The 16,345-nt window shown below is 67.6% G+C and carries 15 protein-coding genes; 10 read left to right on the top strand and 5 right to left on the bottom strand.

Annotation, left to right across the window (positions count from 1 at the left end; all coding sequences use genetic code 11):
• Positions 1–218, bottom strand: a 218-nt coding sequence (locus tag ABEA93_RS36315) for a calcium-binding protein (RefSeq protein ID WP_345680212.1), incomplete at its 3' end; no start/stop codon positions are given.
• On the opposite strand from ABEA93_RS36315, the gene ABEA93_RS36320 reads away from it, so the two are divergent.
• The 3 genes from ABEA93_RS36320 (at position 217) to ABEA93_RS36330 (ending at position 3,016) form a co-directional block, all read left to right on the top strand.
• The gene (locus ABEA93_RS36320) at positions 217–426 is read left to right on the top strand and encodes a hypothetical protein (protein ID WP_345680213.1); all 210 of its coding nucleotides are present in this window, start codon (positions 217–219) and stop codon (positions 424–426) included. The two genes, ABEA93_RS36315 and ABEA93_RS36320, sit on opposite strands and share 2 nt — an antisense overlap.
• A 336-nt stretch (positions 427–762) precedes the next feature.
• On the top strand, positions 763–2,241 hold the full coding sequence (locus ABEA93_RS36325; protein ID WP_345680214.1) for a restriction endonuclease: 1,479 nt from the start codon (positions 763–765) through the stop codon (positions 2,239–2,241).
• Between the two features lie 460 nt (positions 2,242–2,701).
• Positions 2,702–3,016 (top strand): hypothetical protein, encoded by a 315-nt coding sequence (locus ABEA93_RS36330; protein WP_345680215.1) that lies wholly within the window; start codon positions 2,702–2,704, stop codon positions 3,014–3,016.
• Between the two features lie 547 nt (positions 3,017–3,563).
• Here ABEA93_RS36330 and ABEA93_RS36335 read toward each other — a convergent pair.
• From ABEA93_RS36335 to ABEA93_RS36345, 3 genes are all read right to left on the bottom strand, one after another.
• Positions 3,564–5,678: an Hsp70 family protein gene (locus tag ABEA93_RS36335; protein ID WP_345680216.1), complete on the bottom strand. Its 2,115-nt coding sequence runs from the start codon at positions 5,676–5,678 to the stop codon at positions 3,564–3,566.
• Positions 5,675–6,568: a hypothetical protein gene (locus ABEA93_RS36340; RefSeq protein WP_345680217.1), complete on the bottom strand. Its 894-nt coding sequence runs from the start codon at positions 6,566–6,568 to the stop codon at positions 5,675–5,677. Before ABEA93_RS36340 ends, ABEA93_RS36335 begins: the two co-directional genes overlap by 4 nt.
• Positions 6,569–6,645: 77 nt before the next feature.
• Positions 6,646–8,466 (bottom strand): hypothetical protein, encoded by a 1,821-nt coding sequence (locus ABEA93_RS36345; RefSeq protein WP_345680218.1) that lies wholly within the window; start codon positions 8,464–8,466, stop codon positions 6,646–6,648.
• A gap of 531 nt (positions 8,467–8,997) precedes the next feature.
• Between ABEA93_RS36345 and ABEA93_RS36350 the strand changes: the two genes are divergently transcribed.
• The 3 genes from ABEA93_RS36350 to ABEA93_RS36360 all read left to right on the top strand — a co-directional run bounded on the left by ABEA93_RS36350 (position 8,998) and on the right by ABEA93_RS36360 (position 12,365).
• On the top strand, positions 8,998–11,169 hold the full coding sequence (locus ABEA93_RS36350) for a DEAD/DEAH box helicase (RefSeq protein ID WP_345680260.1): 2,172 nt from the start codon (positions 8,998–9,000) through the stop codon (positions 11,167–11,169).
• Between the two features lie 62 nt (positions 11,170–11,231).
• Entirely contained in the window at positions 11,232–11,690 is a 459-nt protein-coding gene (locus ABEA93_RS36355; protein WP_345680219.1) for a hypothetical protein, read from the top strand.
• Positions 11,691–11,729: 39 nt separating this feature from the next.
• On the top strand, positions 11,730–12,365 hold the full coding sequence (locus ABEA93_RS36360; protein WP_345680220.1) for a hypothetical protein: 636 nt from the start codon (positions 11,730–11,732) through the stop codon (positions 12,363–12,365).
• On the opposite strand, the gene ABEA93_RS36365 is transcribed toward ABEA93_RS36360, so the two are convergent.
• A complete protein-coding gene (locus tag ABEA93_RS36365; protein ID WP_345680221.1) occupies positions 12,327–12,899 on the bottom strand; it encodes a hypothetical protein in 573 nt (190 codons plus the stop codon). The genes ABEA93_RS36360 and ABEA93_RS36365 overlap by 39 nt on opposite strands.
• A 437-nt stretch (positions 12,900–13,336) precedes the next feature.
• Between ABEA93_RS36365 and ABEA93_RS36370 the strand changes: the two genes are divergently transcribed.
• The 4 genes from ABEA93_RS36370 to ABEA93_RS36385 all read left to right on the top strand — a co-directional run bounded on the left by ABEA93_RS36370 (position 13,337) and on the right by ABEA93_RS36385 (position 15,763).
• Positions 13,337–13,918 (top strand): hypothetical protein, encoded by a 582-nt coding sequence (locus ABEA93_RS36370; protein WP_345680222.1) that lies wholly within the window; start codon positions 13,337–13,339, stop codon positions 13,916–13,918.
• A gap of 32 nt (positions 13,919–13,950) precedes the next feature.
• A complete protein-coding gene (locus tag ABEA93_RS36375; RefSeq protein WP_345680223.1) occupies positions 13,951–14,487 on the top strand; it encodes a hypothetical protein in 537 nt (178 codons plus the stop codon).
• Positions 14,488–14,570: 83 nt separating this feature from the next.
• Entirely contained in the window at positions 14,571–14,846 is a 276-nt protein-coding gene (locus ABEA93_RS36380; protein ID WP_345680224.1) for a hypothetical protein, read from the top strand.
• 467 nt (positions 14,847–15,313) lie between these two features.
• Positions 15,314–15,763 carry a hypothetical protein gene (locus ABEA93_RS36385; protein ID WP_345680225.1) on the top strand — a complete coding sequence of 150 codons (450 nt, stop codon included), beginning with the start codon at positions 15,314–15,316 and terminating at the stop codon, positions 15,761–15,763.
• Positions 15,764–16,345 lie beyond the last annotated feature (582 nt).

Below are 16,345 nucleotides of genomic sequence, written 5' to 3' on the forward strand. Positions count from 1 at the left end.
TGCCGACCCGCCACGCACACCGCGACGATGCCGCCGTCCACGCCGACGTCGACTTTCCTGACGACGACCGGGACGCCGAGTACCTCGGTGGTGAACGGCACCGCGAGGTGCTCTTCGAGCATCGTGAACAGACCGGTGAGCTGTTCGTCTTCGTTGTAGCAGTCGACGGTGGCCTCGGCCACCATCGCGTGCAAGGCGTCCCGGTCTGGTGCTCGCATGGCCCGACTCTACCGCCGGCCGTCCCCCTACCCCTGGGTGGGCAGGAGGCGGCTGAGAGCGCACGTACGGCTGGTCGTGTCAGGTACGTCGACCGCGGGGGCAAACGACATCCCGGACGCGCCGGTGCTCTTCACCGTCGACGAGTCCGACGTGTACCGCCTCAAGTCCGTGGCTCACCCGTGCTGGGACCGAGCCCGGATCGCCTGAACCGCACCTGGTACTCCGTCTCAGTCCTTCCGTCCCGGGTTGCCGCAAGCCCTTCGGATCGGCGCCGGGGACGAGACGGTTGCGTGTCCGCCGACCACGGGCGAGACGAAGTGGCGAGGTTCGCGATCTACGGCCAAGCGTCGGCCGAGGACCGGGACCCGCTGGCGTCTCAGGGGTAGGCCCTGATGTAGGCGGATTTCTCCGTCTTCTCCTGTCCGTGTCGGTTGCTTTGTCTAGCCTTGAGACGAGGTGACCGCGAGGCCGCCGGGCGACGGCGGTTGGGGCAGAGGTGGGGGCTCATGGCTCGTCGTAAGTCGATCACGTCTCATTTGCTCGATGCGTACCAACAGCGCCAGAAGGTCCGCGAGCAGGAACAGCGCCGCATCGCGGCCGAGGAGGCCCGCGTTGCGGCCGAGTCCGCGCGGCAGGCCAGGGCTGAGGAGCAAGGCGAAGCAGCAGAAGCAAGCGGCCGCCGAGCGCAAACGCCTGCGGGACGAGACCGAACGACGCCGCGAGCAGAAGCGCATCGACACGGCCGAGCAAAAGGCCAAGCAGGAACTCGCGCGCATCCGCCAAGACGCCGAGCGCCGAGAGGCCGCACGCGAGCGTGACAAGCAGCGAGTCGTGTCCGAGTCGGCCAAGGAAGCACAACGCCTGGCCGTGGAGCGGATGATGAGCCTCGCGGAGGAATCAACCCAGCAGGCTGCGGCTCGGGTCGCGGGGTTCGAAACGCTGTTGACCCGTCGATGCCTGGACCTCTCCGATCACCGACGCGCAGTCGGCCGCAACTTCGATGTCGGTGGGCCGGAAGATATGGCGTGGTCGGTGTGCGAGGTACTCGCCCATCCGATCCACGAAGCGGGCGAGCGGGAGCAGTGCCGTGCCACCTATGCCCCCGAACAACGGCAGCTCGTGGTGGAGTTCGAGCTTCCCCGGCAGACCGTGGTCCCGACCGCCTCGGGGTACCGATACGTCAAGGCCCGTAACGAGATCGCCCCTCAGCCCCGCAAGGAGGCCGAGGTGAAGGCCATCTACGGTCGGCTGGTCGCCCGGACAGCCCTCCGGATCCTCGACCAGTCCTTCCGTACCACCCCGCCGCAGCTGGTCGACACCGTGGTCTTCAACGGCCATGTCTCCGCGAAGGACCGCGCCACAGGCAGACCGATCCGTCCGTGCCTGATCAGCGTCGAGGCCTCTCGTGACAGGCTCGATGAACTGGAGCTGGACGAAGCCGAGTTGGACTCGGTCTTGTGCCTACGATCACTGAACGCGATCGTGTCCCCGCACCCCTTCGACCTCGAAGCCGTGCGCCCGGTGATCCAATTCGACCTGTCCCGGTACAAGTTCGTCGATGAGGTCGATGTCGTCGCCGGGATGGACGCTCGCCACGACCTGCTTACCGTCTCCCCGGGAGAGTTCGAACATCTGATTCGCCGACTGTTCGAAGCCGCAGGCATGAAGGCCTGGGTCACCCAGCAATCCAAGGACGAAGGCGTCGACGCCGTCGCCGTGGTCGAAGACCCGCTCATGAGCTTCACCTGCGTCATCCAGGCCAAGCGCTACAGCAAGGTCGTCGGCCTGGAAGCGGCCCATGCTCTGGCCGGTGTCATGGAGGACAAGAACGCCGGTAAGGCGATCCTCGTCACCACCTCATGGTTCGGCAAGGCAAGCCGTGACTTCGTCCAGCGCCACGGCCGCATCGAACTCATCGACGGCCGCGGCCTCAAAGCCATGCTCGCCGAGCACCTCGGCCTGGACGTCCTCATCAGCCTCCCCAAAGTCCCCCCGGGCTGGGATCGCCACGACATCACATGACTTCCACGTGACGCGCCGCAACACCCCGGATGAGTGGGTGATCTCTGCGAAGCCGGTACACGGCCTGGTCCGTGACACGGAAGGAGGTTGCCGCGCACAGCACTTGCTGGGCCAAGGCCGGGCCGCCACCGCGCGAAGGCAACGCGCCCGGACCAACCGCGAGCGCCGGCACCACGTCCACGACCTGCTCGGCCAGGGCGGCCGGGGGCACGGCAATTCATGGAGGCGGAAGCCACGCGCACCATCCGGCCCACCAGCCGAACGCCCCCGGATGTGACAGAGACATGAGCCCGGCGCATGCGCCTCCAGGCCCGCGCATGACTGCCGTCCTTCAGCGCGCCGGCCGGCGCCCGGCAGCGGCAGTCGCCTCCTCGCGCCGTAGCAGCACCGCGGGACCCCAGTCCACGATCGGACGGAGCGCATACGCGAACGCCCTTCGGGCCGGGAGACCCGAACCGCCATGGCCGCGACGAAACAAGCACCCGCCGCCGGAACCGGCCTGGCAGCCTGGGCAACCGAATCCCCGAGCAACACCGCCCGGCAGCCGGCTCCGACAGGCCTGCGGTTCGCCTTCTACGGACGGGTGTCGACCGAGGACCATCAGGATCCGGCGACGTCGAAGGGCTGGCAGTTGTTCAACGCCCACGCGCTGACGTCGGGGCACGGCCGGATCGTCGCGGAGTTCTTCGACGTCGGGCACACCCACGTGCTGCCCTGGGCCCGTCGGCCGGACGCCGCGGCGCTGGTCGCCGCCGACCGTCGTAGCTCACCTTGAGGTAGGCCCGGATACGGACACGCCATCCCCAGGCATTCGAGCATGTGCTCGCGTAACGCTGCAGGACGATCTCGCTGACGCTTGCGCGCTTCGCCAACTTCTTTCCCAAGGCGTCGGCAGGGTCCTGGATCAAGAACATGGCGCGGTCGAGCTGCTCCGCGGTCTGCCGGTCTGCGTCTTCCAGGTCGTCGACGTAGTACGACGTGCTCCAGCGACGCGGCTTACGCAGACTTGCGTGAGCACTGCACGCGTCAAGCCGCAAATCCACCGACGGGTACTTGCGTCGTTCGCCGTTCACGGTCGCGCGTGTAATGAAGAACCTTGCCTCGTGGACCGCCAACTCGCCAGCCGCCCCCGGTCACTGTGCATAGAGGTACTGGGGTCTGGATCTCATCAAGGTCTGCGTCCTCGAACTCCGGCATCGAATCCCCCAGGTGCGTCGGTTGCGTCTGCGAGCACCGCACTGCGCGGGCGTGTCCAGTAAACGGCTGAAATTTGGTTCCTGGCTGCTGCCGGGAACCGGTATCGCGCCCGCCTTCTGCCAGGGTCACGCGGGTTTGCCGGCCATGAAAATCCAGTCGTCGTCGACGCGGATCGCGGTGACCAGTCGCCCGGGGGTGCGGAGCCATGGGTACGCCTGAACGAAGCGGGTCAGGCTGTCCATCGAGACGACCGCGCCGTTCTTCCGTTCCGCCACTTCCATGAGCCCGGTCATGCTCGCCGGGCCTGATGGATCGGGGAGGATGACAAAGTCCCCGCTAGTGTCCCGTGCCGCCTCTATCGCTGCAGGGTCCTGGTCCTCCATCAGGTCGAGCAAGTGGTCGCCCACGACGCAGATGACCCGGTGCTGCGGGTAATCCCGGCGGAGCGCCGCCATCGCGCTGGAGACGAGGGCGAAGTCGGGCGGACGTTTGCCAGCGTCGCGGCGCCCGGCGTAGGCGATTGAGGTCCCGTCCAATAGCAACGTCGGCAGTGCTTCGGCCGGAGCCGCGGCAGTCGGCCGCACCTCGGCAGGGCGACCTGCGGGGGGGCGGGGTGCGGGCACCGTCGGCGTGCCCGGGGGTTCACGGCGCTGCGCGGGTTCGATGATCCGCGACAGCAGCTTGGCCATGTCGCGGTCGAGGCCATGTGCCAGTGGTGTCCCATCCGGCCCGAAGCAGTCGAGTTCCTTGTCCAGCACGACGGCACCGTTGTTCCGGAGCGTGGCACGGACCTTGAGGATCCCGCTGCGGTCATACCGGTAGTCGACATCGAAGCGGTTCTCGTCCGGCGCCAACGAAGGTCTGGGAATGGAGAGTTCGAGTCGGGCGAGAGGAAACGTGCGTTCATCGTCCGCGGCTCGGCTGCTGTCGCCTTCCACAATGTCGAGGAGGACCTTGGACGCGCCCTGCACCGCCGGCTGCGCGCTCCGGCTGCCCCGGGCCGGGAGCGTCGAATAGCGCGGGATGACCGGGGCGAAACCTATCTGGTCGCCGGCCGGGAAGGCGAGGCCGAGATCGTGGGTCGTGGCCACCGAGATACAGGCGTCGTCGACCAGCCCGTCGATCTCGGCGGCGGCGATCGCCGCGCCCCGGGCGACTGCCGTCATTGGGTGGCAGAGGGCCGAGTCGACCACGTCGATCCCCAAGAGTTCCTCGACCTCGCGGCGAACCAGCGGTATCTGGGACGTCCCGCCGATCAGGAGCACCGCGTCCAACACCTCCGGGCCAAGCCCCAGGTCACCGAGGCACTCCTCGACCGGGCGCAACGCGTCGCGGACCAAGTGCGCGACAGCCTGCTCGAACTCCTCCCGCCGCACGACCACCGACTGGCTACCGTCCGGAGTCTCGAACAGCACCTCCTCGACGCCCGGCTGCGCCAGAGCGATCTTGGTCAGCTCGACATCGCGGCGCCAGCCGCGCCGTTCCCTCCGAGTGAGGTGTTCCGGTATCCGGCCCAGCTTCCGGAGGACCAGCGTCGCCAGCGCCTCGTCGAACTCCAGGCCGCCGAGCGCGGTGATGCCACGCGAGGCACGCTCGTCGAAAATCCCGTCGTAGTGCTCTAGGACGGTCACGTCGATCGTCCCGCCGCCCCAGTCAAAGACCAGGAAGCGGCCCTCGCCGGGGAAGTCATGGGCGTAACTGATGGCGGCCGCGGTGGGTTCGTTGACGAGGGCTTTCACGTTGATGCCAGCCAACCGGGCCGCCGCCCGGGTACGGTACCGGGCCGCGCCCGAAGCGTTCGCCGGGATCGTGACCACAGCCTCGTCGAGATCCCGGAGATTGCGACGTACCCCGTCGCGCATGCGGTCGAACAACGCGGCGGCAACGGCTGTGCTGCGGTACGGCTCGTCGCCGAACCAGACTTCGTGCTCCCCGACGGCGGGCAGCCCACTGCCCGGGGCGTCGCGTCGACCGCCGCCCGCGGCAGTCCTCGGGTGGGAAGCCAGCATGCGCTTGACCGCGTCGACCGGTTCCGACGGCCCGCACTTCGCGGTCCAGCCAAAGCAGAGAGTCCGCTGGACATCGCGCAGCGCGGCCACGGATGGGAAGAGCATGTCGAAACCAGGCCGATTCCACTCGGCAGGCAAGTTGCCGCCGTCCACCGGCACGACCTCGGTGCCGCTGCCTGTCCAGCGCGCCACGACCGAGTTGCTGGTGCCGAAGTCGATGCCGAACGTCATCGCCCTTCCTCCAAAGTCGGCGCCGCGACGTGCCCGGCTCCGACACGTCCTACTCTGTCCTGCGTCCCGGTCTTGTCGGCTGCCGAGGCCGGACGCACCGAAGCCTCCGCGCCTCCCGCCGGCATCAACTTGCCCCGCTGCACGACCCGTCCGGTCGCCGACTCCACGTACGCGGGCGCTACGAGCCGGTAGCCGGCGGGCTCAGCCGACATGCCTTCGCTGCCGGGATCCGCAGCGATGTCGAAGAGCGTCAGATCATCCCAGGTCTCAATGCGCTGCACTCCCGCCCGCCGCAGTTCGGCATCCACCCGTGCCCGCACAGTCGTGAGGTCGCGCGCCTGGCTGACCGTGCGGTCGATGAGCACCAGTTGAGCAAGATGCTGCTCGTAGACGCGCGTGGCCTGCAGCACAGCGGTGCGCAACGCGTCGTCGATCGCAGCTTGCACATGCCGCTGGACCAGGCTGCCCAGCTGTCCGGCGGTCGACATGGCCTGACTGATCGCCTCGTCCAGCTCCTGCACCAGTTTGCTCTGCAACTGTTGCGCGGCAGTCGTCCCCGCCTTGACGGCGGCCTTCTCCACCCGGGGACCGAGTTGGACGGACAGCTTCCGGAACAGCGCCGAGGCATCCGTGAGTTCGTTCACTGCCGAGAAGGCGACATCGGTATCGGACGCCGCGCACGGACTGGAACCGTCCGTCTGCTCGGGTTGCCGGTTCGCGGCTGCGGGGCGGCTCGGCCTCCGGCGGGCGCCTTGCTGCCCGCCGGACGCGGCCTCCCGCCGCGGCACCGGAGATCCGCCGCCTTGCGGGAGCTTTGTCGCGTCGGCAGCCCGCCTTTCGCGCTTATCCGAAATCTGAGCGGCACGTTTGGCGTCCTTGTTCTTAACCATGATCTACCGGATGTTCCTTGTCGTCGTCCCATTGGGCAGCGGGGGACGCCCAGTCCCGCACGGCGTCCGCTCGCCGGTCACGGCGCGCAGCGCTGCGCGGCCTCGTGGATGATCTCGTGCGCCGCATCCTCCGCAAGACGCCGCACGTCCGCGCCCGTCGACACGCCGCTGCGCCGACGCAGCGGTTCGGCCTGGGGCCGAAACCACGGGGAGACGACGGACGGGGCCCGCCACCGGAACGGCTCCAGCGGGAACGCGTAAAGCTCTGGCGCGGATTCGTTCTTGCGCCGGGCGTCCTCACGCCGCTGGATGCGGTCCTTGGCAGCGTTGATCTCTTCGATCCACTCCGTGGGAACGGTCTGGCGCAGAAACCGCCAGGCGGACCGCCAATCCGAGGCGTCGGAGTCGTGGGGGACCCCGAGAGCCAGGTAGGGGTTGAGTACGTCGCGAGGCCTGCCGACATGTTGCAAATGGTCCAGCAGGTCTACGTTCGCGGACACGCGGGCCAGGTACTCGGGCGGTGCGCCGCGCTGCCTGCCAGGGCGTTCCCGTGGTCGACGCTTGGGCCGGATCTGGTCGAGTTGCGTTTTGGCGTGCCTGAGCCGTTCTCCGTTGTCCGACGTAGCGTCGAGATAGCCGAGATAGGCCTGGACACAACGGGCTTCGCGATCGGCCCGCTGCTGCCACCACCTGGTGCTTTCCGAACGCAGGGCCATGGCTTGTACGGATGCCGCGCCGAATGCGGCGGCACCCCCATCGGCCGCCAGAAGCGCATCCACATGTGCGTCGGCAAGGATCCGGTACATCCGCCGGACAGCCGCCCACGCGGTGAACTCGGAGTCGGCGGACAGCACCTGACCGGGCGGCAGCAGCTTTTCCAGGAGGCCCCAGAGCCCTTTGTCGGCGGCTAGGTCGGAGAGCACGCTGCAGTTCGACGTGCATCGGCGCAATCTGCCGACCAAGTCGGCAACGCCGGGCCTGAGCGCGGCCGTCGGCTCGCTTCGAAGCACGGACGTCTCGCCGTCCCGGAAGGACGAGAGGATGCTCCACGTGTCGTGGCCTTCGGACGGTGGGGCTAGTCGTTCTCCCGACGTGAAGCGGCGGCGGCGTGTCTCGTCGTCCCAGCCCAGGTCGGCAACGTCGGTGTCACTCAGCAACGCGGGGGCGATTCGAGCGGTCAGATACACGGCGCGGTCGGCTGGGAGGGCCTCTGTCCCTTTCTGTACCAGAGTTCGTGCGTCATCCGGGTGCAGCCAATCAGCCTCCACGAGATCGTCGAGGAGGTTCAGCGGCAGTTCGCCCGCCAGCCTGAGGCACGCCCACGTAGGGAGCGCCTCGCCTCCGCGGGCTGCGAGCCACGCCGTGAACAACGCCCAAGCGGACGTGGATTCGACACCGTCGAAGTCCGCGCGACCGGCCGTCAATCCCTCGGCGCGCGTCAGCGTGCCTGTGTCCAGGACTGGTAGGCCGGCATGGGTCAGTTCGATCAGATACTCGACGCCGTGCAGCGGCGGAAGCAACTCGATGCAGGACACCACGTCCACCAAACGCGGTTCGTCGGTGGCGGACCCGAGATCACCGAAAACGTCGGAGTCTCCGACATCTGTGGCCAAACGCTGCAACACCGCGACCAAGCGTGCCGGGATCGCTGCCGTTGCCGACGGCCGAGCGTGGGAGAAAACGGCGACCGGCGGCGCAGCAGGCGGTGCCAAAATCCTGGCGGTCTTGCCGGCACGGCGTTCCGCATCGAGCGGCGGCAACTCTCCACGGGCTCGTGCCAACGCACGTTCGGCACGCCGCAATCGCTCGCGCTCACGCAACTGCTCGACGTCGACCGGGCCGTTCTCCACAGGCGCCATGCAGGTCAGTTCCTCATTGCCATGGATGGGCCGATACACGACGTCGGCCTCCGCAACGTTATCCCTCTGCAACGGCCTGGAGGTAGGGGTTCGACACATCTGTCTACTTCCTGGTTGGGCCAGACGCGAGCTACAGCCCTCGAAAGGGTGGCGCACTGCGACCAATTCACCCGCACGAACTACGGGGCGCAGCCCGGCCGGCAAGCCACGAACAGCCGTAGACCGTCATTGCGGATGCGTCTCCTCCCGCCCCGACGGCGCGGAACGCCCGCGCCAACACGGCGCCATCGAGGAAGTCCCGTACAGAAAGGCGAGCTTGAGCATGCAGGGTCGCTGCGTGGTGTGCGTCGCTGACGAGTCCGGGACGGACGCAATCAGAGGTGGCCGGGCTTGGTCCAGGTCGGGGTGAGCGTGGTGGGCGACGCCCCTCGGAAGACGGTCTGCTGTCTTGCGGCGGACCGGGTGAGGCGGTCTGCGCATGTCCGGACGTCGGCAGCCTGCTCGGGGGCGACCGGAGTGGGCCGGGTGCGGTGGGAGGATGCGCGGACGGCGATTAAGGGGTGGGGACGCGTGGGGCGTGGTGAGCGGGACACGGTCGCGGGGGGAGCGCGACTGTACGAGGCGGCGCAGGCAGTGGCCGGTGACCACAGTCGGGCGGTGGAGGCTGTACGCGCGGCGTTGAAGCCGATCCACGACGCCGCGGCCAAGCGGGAGCTTGACGCCATCCCCGTCGCCCGACTGCAGGACCTCACTGAAGGACGCCTGCGGCTGGGGAACCTCGAGAAGAGCGGACTCACCACAGTGGGCCGAGTCCTCGAAGCGGGTCCCTATCGGTTGCGGCAGGTCTCCGGTGTCGGGCAGCGCACCGTCGACCAGGTGCTTGCCGCCGCCCGTCGGCTTTCCGAGGCTGCGCACGAGACAGTGACCGTCCACATTGACGTGGACCGGCCGGAACCGAACACCACGGCGCTCGTCATGGCCTTGCACGTACTGGTGGAGGCGGGCCCGGACGCCCGGCGGGCGGTGGACACGGCCGCCGCTCTGTCGGGACGGCTTGGTCCGTTGCTGGCCGACGCGAGGCCCGCCGCAGGGCGTTTCCGCATGCTTCTGGCTGGTCAGGAGAAGAGGTCGCGCGCCCTGGCGGCCGTAGGCGAGATCCGTTCGCTCGTAGACGAAGCGAAGCAGGCGGGCCTCCCCGAGCTGCTTGCCCAGGCGTCGGTGGACCTGCTCCGCGGATCCTCATCCGACATCGCGGCATGGGTGGACTTCGAGATCCGCTCCGCCGAGTACTACAGCCTGCTTGCCGAGATCTCCGGACGGCTGCCGGACGCGGCCGCCGCCGAGGGATTCTTGCCGGAGGAGATCGCCGAGCGCGTACGGGCCCAACAACTCGACGACGCGCACCGACGGGTCTCGCTGCGTGGTTACCAGGCGTTCGGCGCGAGGTTCGTCCTTGCGCAGCGCAGGGTGATACTCGGCGACGAGATGGGCCTCGGGAAGACCATCCAGGCGATCGCCGTGCTGGCACACCTGGCTGCCGAGGGGCAGACGCACTTCATGGTCGTCTGCCCGGCGAGCGTCATCGTGAACTGGACCAGGGAGATCGAGGCACGCAGCGCCCTGCGCGTCATGGTGCTTCACGGCCCCGATCGGCACGACGCGTTCGCCGACTGGAAGGGCCGGGGCGGGGTCGGGGTGACGACGTTCGACGCGATGCGTGGGTTCCCGACGCCGGGCGGCGGGGAGGTCGGACTGCTCGTCGTCGACGAAGCTCACTCGGTGAAGAACCCGAAGGCCAGGCGGTCCCAGGCCATCGCCGAGTGGACGGAGCGGTGTGAGCGCAGCCTCTTCATGACCGGAACCCCTATGGAAAACAGGGTGGTGGAGTTCCGCAACCTGGTCGGGATGCTCGACCGCGGCGTCGCGGACTCCTTGGGCGCGCGGGACGCGCCGGTCGGATCGGTGGCCTTCCGCAAAGCCGTCGCCCCGGTCTACCTGCGGCGCAACCAGGAGGATGTGCTGACGGAACTACCCAGCCTCCAGCAGACCGACGAGTGGGAAAAGCTGAGCGCATCGGACGAGGAGGCGTACCGGGAAGCCGTGCGTGCCGGCAACTTCATGGCGATGCGCAGAGCCGCGTACATGCGCCCTGCGGAATCCGCCAAGCTGGGTCGGCTCCGCGAGATCGTTCGCGAGGCCGGCGAGAACGGGCAGAAGACCGTGGTCTTCTCCTACTTCAAGGACGTCCTGGGCGTAGTGAAGGACACACTCACTGCGGGTCCCACCGGCGGGACGCCGGTGCTCGGCCCGCTCACCGGCAGCGTCCCGGCCGGGAGGAGACAGCAGCTCGTCGACGACTTCAGCGCCGTCTCGGGACCCGCAGTGCTCCTGGCGCAGATCCAAGCGGCCGGCGTCGGCCTCAACATGCAGGCCGCCTCCGTGATCATCATCTGCGAACCCCAGATCAAACCGACCATCGAGCACCAGGCAGTAGCCCGCGCCCACCGCATGGGCCAGGTCAGACCGGTCCGCGTGCACCGCCTCCTCGCCACCGGAGGCGTCGACGAACGCATGGTGAAGATGCTCGCGGACAAAACCCGCCTGTTCGACGCCTACGCCCGCCGCAGCGCCGTAGCCGAAGCCACCCCGGACGCCGTCGACGTCTCGAACACCGAACTGGCCCGCCAGATCGTCGAAGAAGAACAAGCGCGCCTCGGCATGGCAGGCGACGGGCGCGGCTGACGCAGCCCAGACCGGATACGCCTCCAAGCCCCGTTCACCCACTGCGCCACCACAGAAACTGCTTGGCGGACAACCGTATCTCCGCCTGCGCGGCACTTCGTCGGATCCAACGCGATCGTCATCAGATCCAGCGAACGCTCCGGGGGCAGGTCGTGACGATGGCACCGCGCTTCGCGCACTACGGCGTCTCCGTAGGGCTGCCCGAACTCGGCGGCGCAGTCGACCCGGATGTCGCGGCACACGACGAACTGATGGTGTTGCTGGACATCATCAGCAAACGCGAGGTCGTCCGTGCCCGGGTGCGCGTCGACGGCCGACCGCTCGTCCGCACGACCTCGCTGTGGGCCGAACATTCCATCCATGAGGTCCGGAAGCATGCGATCCCCAGGGCTTCGCCGGTCGGCAGGATCTCGGCCCGAAGGGATCAGCGCCGCGGCATCATCGTGATCCTCGTTGTCACGGCCAGGGCTTCCGCGTCGATCGTGTGGAACCCCGGATTTTTTCGGTACACGGATCTATAGTCATGTCCCCGGACGTAATAGCCCATGCAAAGAGGAATCATGACGTTCATACAGATCACGTACGACGTACCCGTTGAGATCGCCAAGGGGCTGGCGACGGGCGAACTCAGGACGCTCGGCACCGCCGCGATTCGCGACAGCACCGGCATTACTGCTCATATCCGGGAAGTCTCAAGGGTAGTCGGCAACCAAGACTCCGCCGTAGGCGCAGCGTTCGCGAAGGGACTCAGGAAACCCAAGGTCGTCGTCATCGGCCTGGGAGTCGTTGCCCTAGCCGTAGGTGGCGGGGTGGTCGGCTGGGTTGCGAAGCGAAAGCAACAGCCAGCGAAGCCCGAAGTTCCGGAGTGTGTTCAGAGCTACAATGCCGCGCTCGCTGCCTACTTGGAGGCCATTAGCAGCGGAAGTGTGAACTCGGATCTGCTCTCGCAGTTGATCTCCGCTTTGGATGCCGTGAAGGAGAACTCCGACCGTGGCGTGATCGCTCTCGAGTTCTCTGTCGAGGAGTCCGAGGCTCTGGTCAACCTTGTGGCTGACTATACAAACAAGCTTGCCGAAGCGAACTCCGTCGATCCGATCCATCCCGGAGAGACGACGGCAAACCCGGCAAATTGCTCTATTGTCGATTTGCGTCGCTACCTAGTGACTCAGCGGCGGATTTTGACCGGCGCGGCCTAACCTCGATCTTTCGTGACGGGCCTGTGTCTGCTCGTGCAGGTAGGTGAGAACGTCCTCGGTGGGGTCGGTGGCCATGGCGACGGCGAGTTCGTCACGCTGGCCGACACTGTGCTCCTCGGGGCCGGGAACGAGCGCGGAGTCGTACGGGTCTTTGGTGGACCAGAGCTGTACGCCTTGCATGATGGCGAGGTCCGCGCCGGTCACCATGCGGAAGGCTGTGCCGACCAGGAAGGCCGGCGCTAGCCGGAGGCCGCCTGTGATCGAGACGGCCGTGGTGCCGACGGGGAGACGCCCTGGGGCGGCCTCGATGTCCGCCTGGAGCTGCCGCCATGGTGTGCGGTTGGAGGGGCGGCGCTTGGCGAAGTCAGAGTCGCCGTCGATCCAGTCGAGCCTGTGGTCGGCCGCGTCGACCAGTGGGCCTGGCTTGAGGGTGGCAATCGAGAGGACGGCCCGGGCGGGGCCGACCTTGAGGTCCAAGGCGTCAACGGCGGACCTGACCATCTCCTGGGTCAGCGCGCGGTGGCCCTCTCGCACGTCTTCCGCAACCAGTTGGCGCCGCTCTTCATTGCCTGTGCGTCGTGGCGCAAGCCGGTGGCGGCCATGAGCAGCCGGAGGTGCTCCTCAGCACGCACCATGTCTCGTGCGAGATCGAAGCGCAAGACGCATAGCAGCTTGCGCAGTTCGTCCTCGTTCAGACCGGAGTTGTGGGCCCAGCGGCCGCGCGCTTGGCCGAGTCCTGACCGCGGTCCGTCTCCTCCCGCCTTCGGACATCAAGAGTCGGGTGCGTGCGTCCCGGACGGACACAAGGACGTCATCGGGGTCGGGGCCCTGTTGGTCACGAGGACCAACTCGATGCTTTGGCGGTCTTGGGTCAGCTGTCGCCACGCCGTCACGATCTTCTTCAGGACCGACGGGCCTCCATTGACGCCGCGCTCCACCAAGCCGCGCCACTGCGGCCGTTGCCCGAATCGATGACCGAACCCGACGAGATCGAGCGCCTGCGGATACGCAGACACGACCGACTCGGCGGCACCATCCGCGAGTACCAACATGCCCGCTTGACCTGCACGGACGTTATCGGCGGCTACAGACTCGCGCCGCGCGCCGCGCCGCTCAGCCGTAGGACGACGGCGGTCGGGCACGTACGCCACAACCGGGGAACCGCCATGCCGGGCATGTTCTCGAATGAGCAGCACCTACGCACGTTCAGTGCGGTGCCAGGCGACGCGCGGTCGCTGATCGGCTGCGGCGTCCAGCTCGACACCGTGCGCTTCCTCGGCGTGTTCCTCGACCAATGTCTGCATGTGCTCCTGCAGGCAGGAGGCGACCAGCCGCTCGCCGTCGCACCGTACGTCCTGGGCATGGACCGCGGACTGGTCACGGACACCTGCATCCCAGCTCGCTGCCGTCGGCGACCATCGTCCACGCACCGGTTGCACAGCTTGGGCAGAACCTCGCCATCGCGCCAGGCAGATTGCTTTAAACTCGCTATCCGTTCGCGTGTTTGTAGCATTGACACTTCACGATGGATGACGTTTCCTTGTCTTGCGTGACGGTCCCAATTAGGGTTTTCAGGAGGCGGAAGATGATCCGTATCCGCCTGGGCAAGCGCAAGTACGTCGGCAACGGCGGAGAGAAGACTCCGTTGCACCCGTTCCTCGTCCGGCAGTTGACCGGCTGGGACCCCACGATGACCGAGCAGGATGTGTACGACGCGGCCCGCGGCTGGTGGAAGCTCAGCGAGCGGGCGGAGCGCGAACAATACGCCGTGATCGTCGGCGACGGTGTGGTCCGCATGGTCGTTCAGATCGGCGAGTGGGCCACCAACGGGGACCGCCGCGGGTTCGCCGGAATCTTGCTGCAGCCCGGCCAACCGATCCACGATGCACTCATCGGCAGCGACGACCCGGCGCCCACGACCAGCCGCAACCCTGTCGCGTACTTCCGGCATGAACTCGAGGCCGGGATCTGCCGGTGCGGCTGCAACGAGCCTGTTCCCTCCGGGGACTGGGTACAAGGGCACGACCAGCGGGCGCTTCATCAGCTCGTCAACGACGACTTCGGCGGCTCCGTCAGCCGATTCCTCGACTGGTACGAGGAACTGCCCGCCGCAGAGGACTGAGCACGCGCTACGACCCCGCGGCACTCGTGGGGGCTTCCAGATCAGCTGCCAGATATCGATGACCAGCAGCAAGGGGGACGAACATGCCGAAGAAGGCCCCGAAGGCCCACGTCTACAGCAAGCATCAGCACGGCGACGTCACGCACGTCTCGCACGACGGGCAGTCCCGTCTCGTGTGGAACGCCGAGACGAAGAAGTTCGACGTCCAGGTCCGCGGCTGGGTCACCGTCGACGCCTGGAACCTCACCCGCGCCTACGGCGAGGTCCGCGAGGGGTGGGACGCCTTCCAGCTCACCGCGCTGACCGACCCCAGCAACGCTCACTTCGTCGTCGTGCCGCCTCACGACGAAACTGCCTGACCCTCGGCGACGAGGAGTCGCCCAGACGCATGGGGGAAGAGGGGGCGCTCCTCGTGGCCGGCCAGGTCGATTGACAGGTTCTCGGGCGCCGGCGGCTCGGCACGCGTCGACATTGTCAGGGACGGGCCGCACGTCCCCGATAGCACCGGGTTCCGCCCCCGGCATCCGTTGATGACGTACCCACCTGCGCGTGCGGTTTACGTCACCGCCAACGGTAGACGGAGACCCCCGGCCGCCAGACCGTCTCGGGGGGCATCCGTGCCGCCGACGGGACCTTGTGCAGGAGCTTGCGCCGCGGCCGATGCCCCCAGCTATACCAGCCCAACGGGTGATCGTCGCCCATGCACCCGAGAAATGCGACGAATCCCAGCCTGAGCACCAGGGCCACGAGCACCAGGACTACGCCCAGCGTCGTGAGCGTGCCCTGCACGTGCTCGACGACGAACAGCAGAATCGTCCCGCCGACGTTGACGGTTCCGAACCTGAGCCAGGACGACTCCCAGTGCGTGGGGTATCAGCACCCGGACGGGCGGTGGACCGGCGACAAATGGCACACCTCCTGGATCTACACCACAACCCAGATCGTCATCGCGCTCCACCACACCCCCGCCGCCCACCGAGGCATCAAGGCCCTCCTGCGCGCCCAGACACCCGACGGCGGCTGGGGCACCCGCCAACAGGCAACCGCAGGCGAGACCGGCTATGCCGTCCTGGCTCTTGCCGCCCACACCGGACCCCGCCCGCGGCAGAACCTGACCACAGCCCTCCGCCGCGCCGCCGACTGGCTCACCAACTGGCAACAATCCGACCCGAGATGCGACTGCCATCTGTGGACCGGCAAAGAGCTCTACTGCCCCACCCGCGTCGACCGAGTCGTCGCCCACGCAGGACTCCTAGCCGCCACCCGCCCCACATGACGGACCCGCAATAGGCCCGGCCTCTGGAGCCGGCGTAAACCGGTGAGTCGGTCAAGGCCGCGGGGGCGCCGCTGCGCGCGGCCGAGACCTTGCTCGTACGCGATGAGCGTTAGTCGGTGCCGGTGGAGGATGCCCATCCCTGGCACCTCGCTCCACACCTCGTCCCTCGGCCGGGGTGAAGGCGACCGGACTCCGAGACCAGATGAGATCGTGGTGGAGTACTACGCGCGCAGCTGCCGTGGCACTGGTTCTACGGGCAGTTCTCCGTCGCAGAAGACCCGAGGCGTTTCTACCGCGCCTACGGCTTCGACGTGCTCGTCACCGCGCCACGCTGCGGCTCAACCCCCTCGGCGTGGGCGTCACCGTCCGTCGGCAGCCGATGCGGCCACGCCCTGATAGGGCGAGCAACGCAGACTCCGCCCACCGCTGCCTGGTTCGCCAAGCGGCGGTAGCACCGCGGAGGGTGGAGCCGTGCAATGACGACACCCAAAGACGCCGTCAAGGACCAGTTGCGGGTGACGCAATTATGCTCACTCGCTGTCTCAGGCCTCAGCGAGCGGAACCAGGTGTTATCCGTACCTG

The organism is Yinghuangia aomiensis, from assembly GCF_039542225.1.
In the GTDB taxonomy this organism is placed as follows: Bacteria; Actinomycetota; Actinomycetes; order Streptomycetales; family Streptomycetaceae; genus Yinghuangia; species Yinghuangia aomiensis.